Here is a 15,126-nt window from a genome sequence, read left to right as displayed (position 1 = left end):
AGAATCACGCTCACTTCAATTTTCCTCTATTCATATGCTTTTCTGCCTTCCCACCTTTGAAACCAGATGACCCCGCCCACCACCATCGCGATGAGAACCAGAACCGCCGGAACCAATCCTTTGATCATTTGATCCCGTATAAAACCGGAAGAGATCATTTCAGGCGGGGATTTCATGCCGGGGACATAGAGTAGATAGGCTCCCGTTAAACCCGCTAACCGTATGGGCCATCCCCAAGGCACATAGGGCCAGATCGAATTGCCCAGATTGGTCGCCATCAGTGCGGAGAGGAGCATTCCCCCACCGCCTATTCCGATCGAGGCACCCATGCCCCACGCAAAGCTGACCCATAGATGAAAAGCCAGCAGCGGAAGGCTACCGATGATCGCCATGATCGCGGCTGCGAAAAAAGGTGAATAAGAGATCGGTATATCCGATATGAGATCGAATCCCATGACAAGGATCAATGTTGCCAGCAGAGTGCTCACGGATGCCAATAAGACGATCAAGGTGAGCTTCCCAAGGTAGAGATCCCGTCGCGGATACTTATTGATGAGAAAGCCGACGAATCTGCCGGCCAGTTCTTCCTGATGGACCAAAAGCCCGGATAGCAATCCGGCGCCCAGCGGGATCACCAGAGCGGTCCAAACCTGAAAAAAGGCTTGAAACATGGAAATTTGCGTTTCTAAGGTGATCACCCTTCGAGAAAAATACCATAAAAACGAGGCAAACAAAAGAAAAGGGGGTAAAAATGTTAGCCACCGTATGGTTGTTCGTTTCGTCTTCATCCACTCCGATATCATGATTTCCATCATCGAATCTCCCTCCTGTGAAACCACATGGAAGTCATAAGCGTAAAGAGAATAAAAGCCGCCAATGACAAACCGATCCCGATGGGGATGGCGGAAGGATCACGCAGGGGGTCCGACGCTTCCAAGGGAACTCCGTTGGGATGAACCCCAATGATCGGAGCCATAAGCCTCGTCGGCCAGCTCCATGGGACATAGATCCAATACGTTTCCGGTGCAGCCACTACTCCGGCGATCATTCCGATCAATCCGACGCCCATGCTGAGAAGAGTCCCTTTCCAAGTAGCCGCCCATAATTGAATCGGTATGAGCACGAGCGAGGTAACCCATAGGATGAACCCTCCGGCAAAAACCTCCGTCCATGGCACCTCTCCTTCTGCGGTGATCAGACCGGAGATGAGAACGGCTGCGATCAGTACCAGGGTTGCCAGCAAGGTGTGAAAGGCCATCATGATCATTTTACCTGCCCAGATCAGCGAAGGAGAGAGCGGATGCACTTTTACATTGCGATAGTTGCCCGCCCTTTTTTCCTGGGACGCCACCAAGACGGCAAAGAGCGCGATCCCAAGGGGAATAAATAGAACCGGCCACCAATTATAAGCCTGAACGAGAAGAAGCCGCCATGGTTTTAAATAATTCACCGGCATGAATAATTTTTGTAATAATGCGATAAGGATAAAAAAGAGGGGAGCAAAAAAGACCAGACGTCTGGTAAAAGTCCGCCTATATTTCACGCTCTCCGCCCGCAGGATCTTCATCATCTCTTCTCCCCCCTAATCACGTCCATGAATAATTCCTCAAGGTTGATATCATGGCTTATTTTGCTCTGATGTTTGAGCTCTCCATCGCTGAGGATGCCGATATGGTCCGCAAGCTGTGACACTTCCGACAAGATATGGCTTGATAAGATGACGGTCATCCCTCGCTCGGGGAAGGAACGAATCAATTCCCTCAATTCCTGAATCCCTACGGGATCGAGACCATTGGTGGGCTCATCCAGAATCAATAATTCGGGATTTCCCAGAAGAGCGATGGCGATTCCCAGCCTCTGTTTCATGCCCATGGAAAACCGGGAAGCCGGTTTTTTCCCCGTATCTTTCAAATCGACCGTCTCCAGAACTTCCTTAATCCTTTCCTTGGGAAGGCCCATCAATCGGGTGTGAACGAGGAGATTCTCAACCGCCGTCAGATTGCCATACAAGGCCGGGGACTCGATGAGTGCACCGATTCGTTCCAGATGCTTTCGCTGCCAGGGCTCCCCAAACACGTAGATCTCGCCTCCCGATGGGCGTAACAATCCTGTAAGCATCTTTAGTATCGTTGATTTCCCGGCTCCATTGGGACCAAGCAGTCCATAGATGGAACCCCTTGGAATTCGTAATGAAACCTGATTCACCGCAAGCTGACGCCCATAATATTTTTTCAAGCCTTTCGTTTCCAGAATAACCTCCGGCATCCTTTTCAGCCCCTCCATTCATGTGTGAATATTTGAATCTCGTCTACACTCACACGATAGAGGGCAATTCTAAAGAAATCATAAAGAAGCCCGAAGATCCTCAGGGGAACTTCGGGGTTTGGAGAAACCGTAAACTCCCTTGGAGTACTTCTCGTTGGTCGCTATCCTTCAAATAAAATGTTCTTTCTGGGGAGTTTGGGCCAATGTGCAATTTAGAGCATAAAAAAAGAACCTCGCATTAAGGTTCTTCTTGCCTGACATCTTGCACAGTTTGTATATCATCTTTATCTGCCTTCGTTACATGGGGCGGTCGATGGGAATCGAACCCACGAATGCCGGAGCCACAATCCGGTGCGTTAGCCACTTCGCCACGACCGCCATGGGAATGGTGGAGGGGGACGGATTCGAACCGCCGAACCCAGAGGGAACAGATTTACAGTCTGCCGCGTTTAGCCACTTCGCTACCCCTCCGAATACCAATAAAACCGGACATCAGAAACAAGATGTCAGAAAGGATAAAATCTGTCGTTTTGATGGTGGCTCGGGACGGAATCGAACCGCCGACACGAGGATTTTCAGTCCTCTGCTCTACCGACTGAGCTACCGAGCCATAAAATGTGACCTGACAAATGAAGTGGGTCAACGCTTCAGTTAAGATGGTAGCGGTGGAGGGGCTCGAACCCACGACCTCACGGGTATGAACCGTACGCTCTAGCCAGCTGAGCTACACCGCCATAAACATGGTCGGGATTACAGGATTCGAACCTGCGACCTCTTGGTCCCGAACCAAGCGCTCTACCAAGCTGAGCTAAATCCCGACATATCGAAATGGAGCGGGCGATGGGAATCGAACCCACGCTACCAGCTTGGAAGGCTGGAGTTCTACCATTGAACTACGCCCGCAAGTTGGGGAGGCACCAGTCATCTTCGATGATTGATCAAAATATATGGTGTAATTCAGGTGTGGATTTTGGCGACGATAGGTATTGTATCATGACTTCTATCGTTTTGCAATCACTTTTTCCCGGTAGTTTCTGTAAACCTAATATTCATGCATACCAATATTTGGTATAAAAATAACATGATGTGTAGTCATAATTGAACGAAAAATCGAAACAATTGAACCTGCCCAGTCGGCTGGGTGCAATGATACGATCCCGCTGCTGCCACACTTCTTTTAGAGTTTCAATCCTCACCCAGCCTATTGGCTGGGTGCAACGGGGGTGTTGATCGTCTTATCCTGTGCGTGATACATGTTTCAATCCTCACCCAGCCTGTTGGCTGGGTGCAACGCAACCGACTGCATCGGTTGCCAATCGACTGGTATTGTTTCAATCCTCACCCAGCCTGTTGGCTGGGTGCAACCCATAGAAACCATCGTTAAAGGTCATCCCAATTATGTTTCAATCCTCACCCAGCCTGTTGGCTGGGTGCAACTCTTTGCCATAAAACCCCTTTTCAATTGATAACTGTTTCAATCCTCACCCAGCCTGTTGGCTGGGTGCAACCCTTCGCGGAAAAGCGCTGTCCACTGAGATTGAAGTTTCAATCCTCACCCAGCCTGTTGGCTGGGTGCAACCCTTCGCGGAAAAGCGCTGTCCACTGAGATTGAAGTTTCAATCCTCACCCAGCCTGTTGGCTGGGTGCAACTCATGGAGTTTGCAGCCAATGAGTGAGGTGGTGATGTTTCAATCCTCACCCAGCCTGTTGGCTGGGTGCAACTTATTATCTTTGTCGTGCAAGACGTTTTCCTTCTGTTTCAATCCTCACCCAGCCTGTTGGCTGGGTGCAACACGTTGATATTTCTCCCCGTCATCACTTTTCCATCTGGTTTCAATCCTCACCCAGCCTGTTGGCTGGGTGCAACAGATTTACACCCAGCAGCACTCAAGGATTTGTTGATGTTTCAATCCTCACCCAGCCTGTTGGCTGGGTGCAACACTTTGATTTCACCTCCTGACTTTAGTATATAGTGTTTCAATCCTCACCCAGCCTGTTGGCTGGGTGCAACCAATTAGATGTAGTGGATTGGTATCTTGATGATGGTTTCAATCCTCACCCAGCCTGTTGGCTGGGTGCAACACCTTCTTGATCAGGCGGATTTACTAGACACGGATTGTTTCAATCCTCACCCAGCCTGTTGGCTGGGTGCAACATTTAAATCAGTTACGCTTCTTTCAGGAGTATACGGTTTCAATCCTCACCCAGCCTGTTGGCTGGGTGCAACCAGGCTAGATGTCATTCTTCTTGCGTGCCTAACTGTTTCAATCCTCACCCAGCCTGTTGGCTGGGTGCAACGCGTCTTGCCCGCAGCACACCTTCCAGGTTCTCACGTTTCAATCCTCACCCAGCCTGTTGGCTGGGTGCAACGCCCACCGGATGTGGTATACTCCACCCTGTATGGGGTTTCAATCCTCACCCAGCCTGTTGGCTGGGTGCAACAAATCAAAAAAGAAACTCCGTGAATACCTTGAAACTGTTTCAATCCTCACCCAGCCTGTTGGCTGGGTGCAACGAGAATGGTCGATCGTCAGATAAGGTCCTTAATTGTTTCAATCCTCACCCAGCCTGTTGGCTGGGTGCAACAACAACAACCGCAAGAGCGTTTATTAGCCAGTTTAGGTTTCAATCCTCACCCAGCCTGTTGGCTGGGTGCAACGTGATTAATTCCCTCTCACCATCCTGGTGCAACTGTTTCAATCCTCACCCAGCCTGTTGGCTGGGTGCAACGACAAATGTTTCTATAGTATTAAAACAGATATAGAAGTTTCAATCCTCACCCAGCCTGTTGGCTGGGTGCAACATTGTCTCCCTAACCGTTTGGGAGGATCTCCTTTTGTTTCAATCCTCACCCAGCCTGTTGGCTGGGTGCAACATCGTGTGTTATACGGGCACTCCCGGTAGTGGAAGTTTCAATCCTCACCCAGCCTGTTGGCTGGGTGCAACGTTAGTTCTGTTGTATTTGTTGGTGCAAACTCTGCTGTTTCAATCCTCACCCAGCCTGTTGGCTGGGTGCAACTTGCATTGTATCATAACGTTTAGCTAATCTCTTTCTGTTTCAATCCTCACCCAGCCTGTTGGCTGGGTGCAACACTCGCGTTCAAATCCTTTAACAGGTCTGGAACTTACAAGACAAAAACGCGAAACTCAATTTTCTGCTCATAATATTGTTGGCATCTAAACAGACACGCATAATAACCAATGCATAATTACTAGTATTTTGCGCCATTGCGAACCCCCCCTTCTTTCATCATTGCTCCACGTTCGCACATATGTCGATTTCCAAACGCCAAGAATCATCTTCTACAAGTCTCCTACAATGTTTACGATTATAAAATAATAGGAGCATCATAATCAATGTAGTCATCCCTACCATAGACTCGGGTTACCCTGTTCCGATCCCCATATAGCAGATAGATCCGCAAACTGTCTCTTTCCTTATCAATAACTTTTAACAGTTGGTGCTCCATATCTTCAAGTTGCGATTGTGTGACCCTACACTCAAACACCGATTTTTGTACTCTTTGTCCATAGTTTTGACAAATAGTTGCCACTTTCCTAAGTCTTCTTTGTCCACTTTTCTCCTGGGTTTCAACATCATAAGTAACCAGAATATCCAAGCTACTCACCTCATGATAAATGGTACATAATCGGCAACATCTCCTCGCAAATACCTTGCAAGCAAACGAGCATGTACATGAGGAAGAAGCCCCAATGGTACCCTTTGATTGATAATTGGATGATGAATTTCTTCTTGTTTACGCTTTTGATATGCCGCCAAAAAAGTTCGGCGTCCTTTTTCATTTAAAAGTACAGCGCCACCAGGGCGCATGTCGAAATCACTTTTTGACAATTGCTTTCGATTTATCAAAGTGAGTACGAAACGATCTGCCAAATATGCCCGAAACTCTTCAATTAAATCCAAGGCCAAGGCCGGCCTGCCCGGACGAAGCGTATGCAGATATCCAATCTGAGGATCCAATCCCACCCCTTCCAAGGCTGAAATACAATCCTGGGTCAACATGCTATACGCAAAAGATAAGCAGGCATTGATCGGATCACGAGGCGGGCGTCTAGAGCGAAGTTCAAAAACGAAAAAATCATCATCCGTCCTTAGCAAAGAGGAAAAAGCTTCAAAGTAAACAGAAGAACCGTACCCTTCCACCCCTCGTAATTCGTCTATTGTAACCTGCTTGTCCACATCGCGTATACATTGGTTCAACTGCTTAGCTGCTTTCTCTAGCGACGTTTTGCTATCCGGATAATCACGGATCGCTCGTTGCACTACTGACCGACTGTTTCTGAGTTTGCCAATAACAAAACGTGATGCGAGTTTTAATGCCCGCTTTTCATCATTCAAAACCTGATGCTGTGCTCGTCTTAACAACACATTCCCATTAGTTCTCCCAACCGCACGAGCGGAAAAACGTCCATAAACGTCATACCAAATCACACTAATACCTTGATCAGTACACCTACCCAGCAAATATGGACTAATCAAAACATTTCCGAACATCACAATTGTACCAATATGGTGTAGAGGTACTTGCAATGCTTTTTCTCCTTCTTGTTCAACAATCACCGTTTCATGATCTAGATGCAAATAGGATCCCTGTGTCTGGACATATAAGGTATTGAGTATTGTTTTGATCATGATCCGTCCTCACTTAACCACGCGGAAATATTCAAGGAAGCAGATACTTGCGGCAGACACACCTCTTGCAGCGAACAGTCACGGCACCTGGTATCATTGACCGGCGGAGGAAGATGCTGCATCTGCAACATCTCCCGCACATGGCTGACTGTCTGCTCCACCAAATTTCGAAGAGTTCTTGTCATTTCCACTTCCAAGCGCCGTCTTGACTGGTAATAGTATAAAGCTCCTTTCGGTACAGGTAATCCAAACATTTCCTCTAGGCAAAGCGCTTGGGCACAAAGTTGTACCTGATCCGCTTGTTTGGATGCCCGCTTCCCTATTTTGTATTCTACCGGATACGGCGTTCCATCCGAGAGGAATTCAACACAATCGGCACGGCCGATAAGCCCTAGCCGTTCGGACCAAATCGGCAACGCACGCTCAACTCGCCTGTCGGGCAACTGTTCATCGTCTGGGGTATCTACCCGCTCATGTACTCGGTTGCCCCGCAATGTAAAAATATTTTCTTCAAAAGTTTGTTCCAGATGGATCAAAGCACACTGTCGTGGGCAATACACGTAATGCTGCAAAGCAGAAAGCATGATCCACCCATCATCCGCCCAATCCATTCCCTTTTCTCCTTCTGCTTTAAACCTATACCAGCCGAGTCACTGTTATCCCAGGAAATCCTTCCAACGGGACATCAATCTCCCTTTTGGACACAGGTCCCTGGATCACGTAATCCTCAAAAGAACGCGGTACTTGTACATCCATACGACGTTCCGCCTTTACCAGCTCAAACAACTGGTGTGCCGGAGCAGCTCCTTTTCCATTCTCATGTGTAAATATAAACAACCCGCGCACATTCATCTCTCCACGCGCCGCCGAACGGTCAAAATCAAATAAATTTGTCAAAGCATCCCACAAGTCCTCCAAGTCTTCCGAAGTGACACCTGTTTTCTCCGCCAAAAATGGATTGAAAAAACCATGGGTGCGGTACAATCCGTATGGGATCAAAGGCTTTCTCCCCATCTCCGTTTTCTTTCTGCGACGATCCGACTCTTTGGTAATGGCAATCCGGGTAACTGTCAAATCCCAAGGGAAAACCGGATCTATGGATCGGGAAAAAGTCAATTGCACAGGCCCTCGAACTTGTCCCGCGTTGAGACCTGTCGACATAACAGCCCCAAATACGCGAATGTCAAAGTATTTTTTGCACAATGTGTTTTGTGCGTTTCGTCGTGTTTCCTCGTCAATTTTCATGTTATTGGCTGCCTGTGCCAAACGTTTCGCAATATTTTTCAAGATCGATTCTAACTCCTGCTTAAAGCCTGCCTCTTCAAGTCCTTCAAGCAATTTATTCCGGATATCCTTTTCTTTGACATCTTCAGCCGCATAAATCAATTTATCCTCTTCCAATGTAATTCCAGCCTCTTCTAAACCGAACAACCACTCGATGAGCAACGTATTCTCTTGTTCTTCCTCACTAAGCGATATCTCTGCCAATTCGACACCAATTTCTTGATAAGCCTTGAAAATGAGCGAATTTAGTGCTGATTGGCTTTGGATAAAGATCTTCCTGTTAAGAACATTGGCCACATAGTCGCGTATCTTCCGCTTGATCGCCACATCGGTGACAATACCATGCATCGTTTCGGGATCTACGCGCGGCAGGTTCCCCGCGTCGGGATCGCCATTCGGGTTTCCATCCTTGACATCGTAAAACAAGACAAACTCATGTCGCTTTTTCGGGTCCAAATAATGTTTCGTCATTACAGATTCCTCCATGCTTATGAGTTTATTTTTTCCTTTTGCTGCTAAACTCTGCCCGTTGATGATAAAAGCCTAGCCCAAATTCCGCCTGTTGTTTCATACTGAGCGTGGAAGGAAAACCCCCCGCTTCATCCAGATGCCGGATCACCTCTTCCAACAATCGCGCCATTTCGGATGACACTTTCGGCAAATGCGCCGTTGTCGCAAGCCTCAAGAGGGGACCAAAAGTGGACGCCGGCGCGGTGGATGCCGCACCATAAAAGCGTTGGACAATGGTAGAACCCACTTTAAAACCAGAAGCCCTCTGTTGGATTTCCTCCAGGACAGCCAACAGGCGACCGCAAAGATAGGACGGTTTCAAATACCCAGGGTTGAGAGATTCCATCGTTTTCGCTTCCTCCTTTCCGTATGTGAGTACCAATTTGAAAACACTGGCCAGAGCGTGGTATCTCCACGTTTCCGTTTTATCTGTCAAGACTTGCGGCAAACGAAAGCGCTGGTGAGCGGCAATCAACAATTGATTTGGAGGGGCGTATCCCTGATAAATTGTATGCATAAATTGCCTGACCAGATTGGCGTCAGAAACCTCTAACGCCTGAAGAATAGCAGGCAACGGCAGCAACTTATCCTGCTCCCCATTTGGATGAATGATGCGTATCGCGTCCAAGTATTGACCCAAGCTGTCCAACAATCGCAAGACCGACGTATGAATCCATTCCCTGACCACAAGGCGGCCCTTGTTGGCAGAGAGGATAGCCATATAAAAAGAGGCTTCATCAATTCGTAATGCTTGCTCACGGCTTGTCCAAGGAATTTTGACCAACTCTTGCAATTGGCCAAGCTCCGGTGGAGGAACCCGCCGCTTTACTTCTTCGTCAAAAACCAGGTTTTGGATCGGGGCTGCCAATAACTTCTGGTCTACGACGATCCCGTTCCAATCCATTTTTGTTGGTTGCTTCAACCAATACACCGCGATCTGCGATCGCAAAGGATCTCTTTCATTTCGAAGTAGGACCGTGTGATGATGAGTCTCTCGCAATAAATAATTGAATGTGTCCACGGTTAGAGTGGCACAGGAAAAACAGACAGGCACATTGTTCGTCTGGTCTTTACCCATTGATTTAAAAGATGCGCTGTTAAACGAAGTCAGTTGGCACGATTGACCAAACACCATAACAGGATTAGGTATATAGCGCACATATGCCTTTTTCTTACCACAGATGGAACACTCAGCTTCATCGTCGGAAAGCAGATTCTCTGCCAGGTATTCCGACCAAAATCGTTGTATATCCGGCCTTTCAAAAGGAAGCATCTCTTGGTTTGTCTGAAATGTAACGATATCTTTTGCCTTGATTTTCTGTCGAAACTCCTCTGGAAGCGGTTGGTTTAAAAACTCCAAGATCTTGGCCAGCTCTCCAACACCGGTTTTGGCATAAGCCTCTTGTAGAAGCTGGACATATCCTTGATGCATCAACTCCGATTCATCCACTTTTGTTTTATTTTCCGGATTTTCCGGAATGCCCAACACGTACCGGGCATCGTCTAATAACAAGTAAGGCTTCAAATTATCCAATGATACTCTTCCTGAGCGCTGACGATCCGGTGCCTCAACGCTCCGATACTCTCCTTTCTTAAATGGCCCTTTAAGGTAAGGCTTGTCCCCGCTCAAATCAATCACCCAGGTTACTGATTTCGATTTATAAGAGGCGGGTGGCAACTTTTGATCCTTCTGCAGTTTTGTAGCCAATTCGATCAGTTCATAAAGCATCTTTTCCCTCCAATCGGTACAACTCCATATATTTATCCTGCGGCACATTCAGCCAGCCCTCTTCGACCCGCGCCTCGAAAAACAGCGGTTGCGCAAACCCGGAAGCTACTCGCGTTCCTGTTCCATCATGCCGTAGGAAATCCACCTCCCTTCGCGACTCATCCTCAATGAAAGCAAAATCAAACAGCATGGTTCCCACGTCTAAGTCAATTGATTGTGTTGCGGTATCAGCCTCCACCGGGGAAAAATAAGCGGCAAATTCGCGTGTTCCCAAATAGGGCGTGTGATGATACTGCCCTCGCTCCACCCTCCGGTTGAACTGATCGCGGTATTTAAATACCGGATCGGCCGCCCGCGGCTTGAGAACAATATCCGCTGTGATCAGATAAGCTACATCCTTTAGAATCAGGCTTGTCCTCTGCGCGCGGTCATTTTCTATCAAAATCGGGTTTCTGCCTTGCTTGCTCATCAACTCATTGCGCAAGATGGCTTCCTGTTTGCCAAGTTGCAGCACGCCGATTCTACGGATCTCATAGCGAAATTCGGGCTTCCAAAAGATGGATTCCAGCACTCCCCTTGCTGCGCTAGGCGTGATCAGCGGATAACTGATCCGTTCCACCTTAAACTCGGGCCGGGTAAAACAAGCATATTCTCCCCAAATCTTCACCTGCACGCGCGCGCGTTGTTGCATCTTGACCCTCCATTCCCCTACAAAACTCACACATTTGTTTACCCCATCAAATCGTATGGGTCATAAAATTCTTCTGTCATCCCCACCAACTCGTCATATCCCCCCAGCCACTGATACAAATTCCCTGACACCCATCGCAACCATCCTTCCCTTTCCTTTTTCTGCACTTCCCACTGATACAATTGGATGATGTATGGCTGCAGGAGGCGAAGGTTCTTTCGCGAAGGCTCCTTTTCCCAGTTACGCAGGTACTTTTGACTGTCTTCATATGGAACCACCACCGGAACCGTATCCTGATCAATCAACCTGTACTTCTCTGCCACACGTGGATAATCCATCACCTCCCGGTCAGTCTGAATTTTCCTCTGATCCAGATCAACCGAAGCAAAAAGTTGTTGAAAGTAGTCTCGAAAGAGATGGTGCTGGTGCAAATCCTCCGCCTGTATGCGCGCTAGCATGGCGCGGGCCACTTCCAGTGCCACCCGGTATGGTCCGCGCGGACTTCCACCCTCCTGCGTTTCAAAAATGATCACCCGGCCTCGGTTTAATTTGCCTTCGCGGTTGCAGCGGCCAGCCGCCTGAACCATGCGATCCAGCGGTCCGATTTGTCGCATAACAAGCGGAAAATCCAGATCCACCCCGGCCTCCACCACCTGTGTGCTAATCAATCGCACAGGACGGTTTTCGGTCAGGCGCGAACGCACCTCAGCAAGAATTTTGCGGCGATGAGCACCGCATAGAAGGGATGAAAGATGCAATACGTCCCCATCTTCCTTGAGAAGATCGACACATTTCTTTGCTTCCTTTCGCGTGTTAAATACCACCAAAACCTGGCGCTGCTCACGAATAAAGTCCACCAATTCCTCCAATAAAGCAGGTCCTTTCCATACCTCATACTCGACTCGCCTTAGTTGTCTAAAGTGATCGTTCACCAATTCCTGGGGAAGAATCTCTTCTACCGCCAAATCGGAGAATGCCTCAAGGAAACGGCTTTCTTCAAAAACCGGTTGCGTGGCAGTCGACAAAACCACCGTGGAACGACAGTGCTTCACCAGCATCGCAAGCGCATCCAGCGTCGGTCTTAACAGTTCAGGGGGTAATGTTTGGACTTCATCCAATAAAATGACACTCCGGGATAAATTGTGCAATTTGCGCACTTTTCCGGGGCGATTGCTGAACAGGCTGTCGAATAATTGCATCGTTGTCGTGACTACAAGCGGTGCATCCCAGTTTTCAGTCGCAAGACGTTGTCTGATCACATGTTCGTTTTGCTCCTCGTCATCTTCCATATCTACTTGGCTGTGATGCTCAAGCACCGCTTCGTCACCGAAAATCTCGCGGTACACACCTGCCGTCTGCTCAATAATGCTGGTGTACGGAATTGCCACGATCACGCGATCCAACTGGTGTTCTGCCACATGCTTGAGCGCAAAAGCCAGGCCGCTTCGTGTCTTTCCCCCACCGGTTGGCACCGTCAACCTGAACACGCCTTGTGGTTTTGCCGCCGATTCGACACACGCCTCATAAACCTGCTTCCGTACCCGATTGACGAGCGTATTTTCCGCTTTGTCAATCAATTGTTGCTGATCAGCCGCAAAGCGGTTCCATAAATCTTCCACAGAATTTAGCTGTCGTCGCGCCAAAGCAAGTGTGGGCTGAAAATGACGTTCCGTATCCAGGTAATCGGCATCGACAAGAGCTGAAAACACCATCCGGATCCACATCTCCCGTTCCGTTTTGGCCAACGCCGGCAGCTCCCATTCCTTTTGTATGTACGGAAACACATACTCGCGCAAAAAAGGCTCGGCATGTTTTAATACTTCAAGAAAATGCGACTTCTGCTTCTCGATCCGCTCCTCCAAAATGAGAGATAAGCTGCCCGATGAATTTAATCCAGCGTGGTGACCGGCAACAGGAAGCGCAAAAGGTTTCCATAGCTCGGGATGCCTCATCTTTCTCCAAATAATTTGATATGCCAAAGCTGCTCCCCATATGGCATGCGGCACACTCATCCCATTCTCTCCCTTTGCCTGCTTCTCCAAATATTCCTGAAACTCAGGATGAAACTTGCCAATATCATGCAAAAGCCCACACAAATATGCTGCATCTCCACCCTGATAGGGATTGGCAAAATCACGCGCCAAACGGGCGACGTTCAGCAAATGATCGTTGAGATCGTGCCACTTCCGCCCTTCTTCAGAAGGTGTATGAGCATAGAAATTTTCCATTTTTCATTCCCACCTTAGTTCCCCTCAGCAATCTACCAGTGAATGACAGCATGTTCGGCATAAAATGAATCTCTATCCTTGATAGAAAGGGAAATGCGATCATGCACATAGTAATTGCCAAAATAACGAGCAATCTCATTCAAATCATTGAGGTTCAAATGTTTTTCCTATCATCCACTCAACTATAGTTGGTCTTAAATAAAGACCATAAGATGACTTTAGACGTAAAAAAGACGTAATGACGATGTGCCAACTGAGTTTTTCTCCTTCTAAACGACATATGATATTTTACATTTTACCAGTTTCAACTAGTTATATTTTATATTTCGATATTTATCAGCTTTTTCCTTCTTTTTCAAAAAAATTTTTGATTTACATCCTATTAAACTTTGAAGTGGGTGGAGCCTCATGTCAGAAAGCATGTGAATGGAGTGTATCCGGAGATATTTAATCTTGAATCGATGGCCAAGTTAACTTGAAATGAACATCTTTTGTTAGCACAAGGGACGATACTGCAGAAATAAGTTTTGCCTTTTGTTAGAGATCGTAAACGAAGTTTCTAACTCTAACAGCAGTGAAAGCCCTTATGGGCTAAGATATTTAATTCCAAAACTTAAAATGTTACGTAGTAAGAATCGAATGTAATTTTCATCACTTGACGGTACACTATTATTTTTAGACTGTGATCAACTTTTAACAGAAGTCATAAACGGAAAAAAACTCAATGAAACACTTTTAAATGAAAAGATTTTTATGTACTCATGGTTGTTGAAGGCGCAAATTGGGGGCAAAATGAAGATGCATGTTTTCGGTGCCTTGACACTATCGGAAATATCGCCTGCCCCCATCTAGCTGACTACCCCCAAACTGCTCCCAATTAGAACCATGTCCCACTAGAGTGAAAAAAGACAAAATAAAAAAGCCTTATTTATCAAGGCTTTTGATGGTGCGGGTGGAGGGACTTGAACCCCCACGCACGAGGCGCTAGATCCTAAGTCTAGTGCGTCTGCCAATTCCGCCACACCCGCATGATATGGTGAGCCATACAGGATTCGAACCTGTGACACCCTGATTAAAAGTCAGGTGCTCTACCTACTGAGCTAATGGCTCATGGATTTAAACATGGCGGTGCTGACGGGATTTGAACCCGCGATCTCCGGTGTGACAGACCGGCATGTTGACCCCTACACCACAGCACCACAATCTGTCTAATTTCAAGTATCGGAATTCCCCACCTTGCAAATAGGAGGGCATCTCTCATTGAAAAAAGCCTTATAAAGAAAAAAAGATGGTGGACGATGGCGGTTTCGAACCGTCGACCTCTTGCGTGTGAAGCAAGCGCTCTCCCACTGAGCTAATCGTCCGTGAAAATGGTGACCCGTAGGGGATTCGAACCCCTGTTACCGCCGTGAAAGGGCGGTGTCTTAACCACTTGACCAACGGGCCATTACAAAGGAATCTCGTCCGTCAGCTTTTTTATGGCTCCGCAGACAGGACTCGAACCTGTAACCTACCGGTTAACAGCCGGTTGCTCTACCATTGAGCTACTGCGGAATGAGCAGGTGGTGCCGGCGAGAGGACTTGAACCCCCAACCTACTGATTACAAGTCAGTTGCTCTACCACTTGAGCTACACCGGCGGCTATTCCCTCAAAACCGGATCAGGAAAGAGCGAAGATTGCTCCTCTATGGTTAAGGGGTCGACCGATTCGTATCCGTCAGCTCCATGCATTGCTGCACTTCCACCCCGGACCGATCTACCTCGT

At 47.7% G+C, this 15,126-nt stretch carries 10 protein-coding genes, 13 tRNA genes and 1 CRISPR repeat array; all 23 genes read right to left on the bottom strand.

From position 1 onward, the window contains the following. Positions 1-26: 26 nt before the first annotated feature. The 23 genes from THEAE_RS0102115 to THEAE_RS0102005 all read right to left on the bottom strand — a co-directional run bounded on the left by THEAE_RS0102115 (position 27) and on the right by THEAE_RS0102005 (position 15,000). Positions 27-815 (bottom strand): lantibiotic immunity ABC transporter MutG family permease subunit, encoded by a 789-nt coding sequence (locus THEAE_RS0102115; protein ID WP_028986366.1) that lies wholly within the window; start codon positions 813-815, stop codon positions 27-29. Beyond that, positions 812-1,570 (bottom strand): lantibiotic immunity ABC transporter MutE/EpiE family permease subunit, encoded by a 759-nt coding sequence (locus THEAE_RS0102110; RefSeq protein ID WP_005588022.1) that lies wholly within the window; start codon positions 1,568-1,570, stop codon positions 812-814. Before THEAE_RS0102110 ends, THEAE_RS0102115 begins: the two co-directional genes overlap by 4 nt. Beyond that, a complete protein-coding gene (locus THEAE_RS0102105) occupies positions 1,567-2,265 on the bottom strand; it encodes a lantibiotic protection ABC transporter ATP-binding protein (RefSeq protein WP_005588020.1) in 699 nt (232 codons plus the stop codon). Before THEAE_RS0102105 ends, THEAE_RS0102110 begins: the two co-directional genes overlap by 4 nt. A gap of 302 nt (positions 2,266-2,567) precedes the next feature. Next, a tRNA-His gene (locus tag THEAE_RS0102100) sits at positions 2,568-2,643 on the bottom strand. A gap of 8 nt (positions 2,644-2,651) precedes the next feature. Next, positions 2,652-2,736: transfer RNA gene (locus tag THEAE_RS0102095), tRNA-Tyr, on the bottom strand. A gap of 63 nt (positions 2,737-2,799) precedes the next feature. After that, positions 2,800-2,875 (bottom strand) — tRNA-Phe (locus tag THEAE_RS0102090). 47 nt (positions 2,876-2,922) lie between these two features. Continuing rightward, positions 2,923-2,999 (bottom strand) — tRNA-Met (locus THEAE_RS0102085). A 7-nt stretch (positions 3,000-3,006) separates the two neighbouring features. Then, positions 3,007-3,083 (bottom strand) — tRNA-Pro (locus THEAE_RS0102080). A gap of 11 nt (positions 3,084-3,094) precedes the next feature. Beyond that, a tRNA-Gly gene (locus THEAE_RS0102075) sits at positions 3,095-3,168 on the bottom strand. Positions 3,169-3,447: 279 nt separating this feature from the next. After that, positions 3,448-5,357: direct repeats of the CRISPR family, unit length 37 nt; unit sequence GTTTCAATCCTCACCCAGCCTGTTGGCTGGGTGCAAC. 237 nt (positions 5,358-5,594) lie between these two features. Next, positions 5,595-5,894, bottom strand: coding sequence for a CRISPR-associated endonuclease Cas2 (gene cas2, locus THEAE_RS0102070; RefSeq protein ID WP_005582657.1), 300 nt, complete (start codon positions 5,892-5,894; stop codon positions 5,595-5,597). Beyond that, positions 5,891-6,919 (bottom strand): type I-C CRISPR-associated endonuclease Cas1c, encoded by a 1,029-nt coding sequence (gene cas1c, locus THEAE_RS0102065; RefSeq protein ID WP_028986364.1) that lies wholly within the window; start codon positions 6,917-6,919, stop codon positions 5,891-5,893. Before cas1c ends, cas2 begins: the two co-directional genes overlap by 4 nt. After that, the gene (gene cas4, locus THEAE_RS0102060; RefSeq protein ID WP_028986363.1) at positions 6,916-7,530 is read right to left on the bottom strand and encodes a CRISPR-associated protein Cas4; all 615 of its coding nucleotides are present in this window, start codon (positions 7,528-7,530) and stop codon (positions 6,916-6,918) included. Before cas4 ends, cas1c begins: the two co-directional genes overlap by 4 nt. Positions 7,531-7,555: 25 nt before the next feature. Further along, the gene (gene cas7c / locus THEAE_RS0102055) at positions 7,556-8,659 is read right to left on the bottom strand and encodes a type I-C CRISPR-associated protein Cas7/Csd2 (protein ID WP_245605513.1); all 1,104 of its coding nucleotides are present in this window, start codon (positions 8,657-8,659) and stop codon (positions 7,556-7,558) included. 40 nt (positions 8,660-8,699) lie between these two features. Continuing rightward, positions 8,700-10,442: a type I-C CRISPR-associated protein Cas8c/Csd1 gene (cas8c, locus tag THEAE_RS0102050; protein WP_028986361.1), complete on the bottom strand. Its 1,743-nt coding sequence runs from the start codon at positions 10,440-10,442 to the stop codon at positions 8,700-8,702. Then, a complete protein-coding gene (cas5c, locus tag THEAE_RS0102045) occupies positions 10,432-11,133 on the bottom strand; it encodes a type I-C CRISPR-associated protein Cas5c (protein WP_028986360.1) in 702 nt (233 codons plus the stop codon). Before cas5c ends, cas8c begins: the two co-directional genes overlap by 11 nt. Positions 11,134-11,171: 38 nt before the next feature. Further along, on the bottom strand, positions 11,172-13,361 hold the full coding sequence (locus tag THEAE_RS0102040) for a CRISPR-associated helicase/endonuclease Cas3 (RefSeq protein WP_028986359.1): 2,190 nt from the start codon (positions 13,359-13,361) through the stop codon (positions 11,172-11,174). 944 nt (positions 13,362-14,305) lie between these two features. Continuing rightward, positions 14,306-14,389: transfer RNA gene (locus THEAE_RS0102035), tRNA-Leu, on the bottom strand. Between the two features lie 6 nt (positions 14,390-14,395). After that, positions 14,396-14,471 (bottom strand) — tRNA-Lys (locus THEAE_RS0102030). A gap of 13 nt (positions 14,472-14,484) precedes the next feature. Continuing rightward, positions 14,485-14,560, bottom strand: a tRNA-Asp gene (locus tag THEAE_RS0102025). A 90-nt stretch (positions 14,561-14,650) separates the two neighbouring features. Then, a tRNA-Val gene (locus THEAE_RS0102020) sits at positions 14,651-14,725 on the bottom strand. Positions 14,726-14,732: 7 nt separating this feature from the next. Then, positions 14,733-14,807, bottom strand: a tRNA-Glu gene (locus tag THEAE_RS0102015). A 33-nt stretch (positions 14,808-14,840) separates the two neighbouring features. Further along, positions 14,841-14,915, bottom strand: a tRNA-Asn gene (locus THEAE_RS0102010). 9 nt (positions 14,916-14,924) lie between these two features. After that, a tRNA-Thr gene (locus THEAE_RS0102005) sits at positions 14,925-15,000 on the bottom strand. Positions 15,001-15,126 lie beyond the last annotated feature (126 nt).

It is taken from the genome of Thermicanus aegyptius DSM 12793 (assembly GCF_000510645.1).
Classification (GTDB): domain Bacteria; phylum Bacillota; class Bacilli; order Thermicanales; family Thermicanaceae; genus Thermicanus; species Thermicanus aegyptius.
This window is presented reverse-complemented; position numbering and strand designations above follow the sequence as displayed.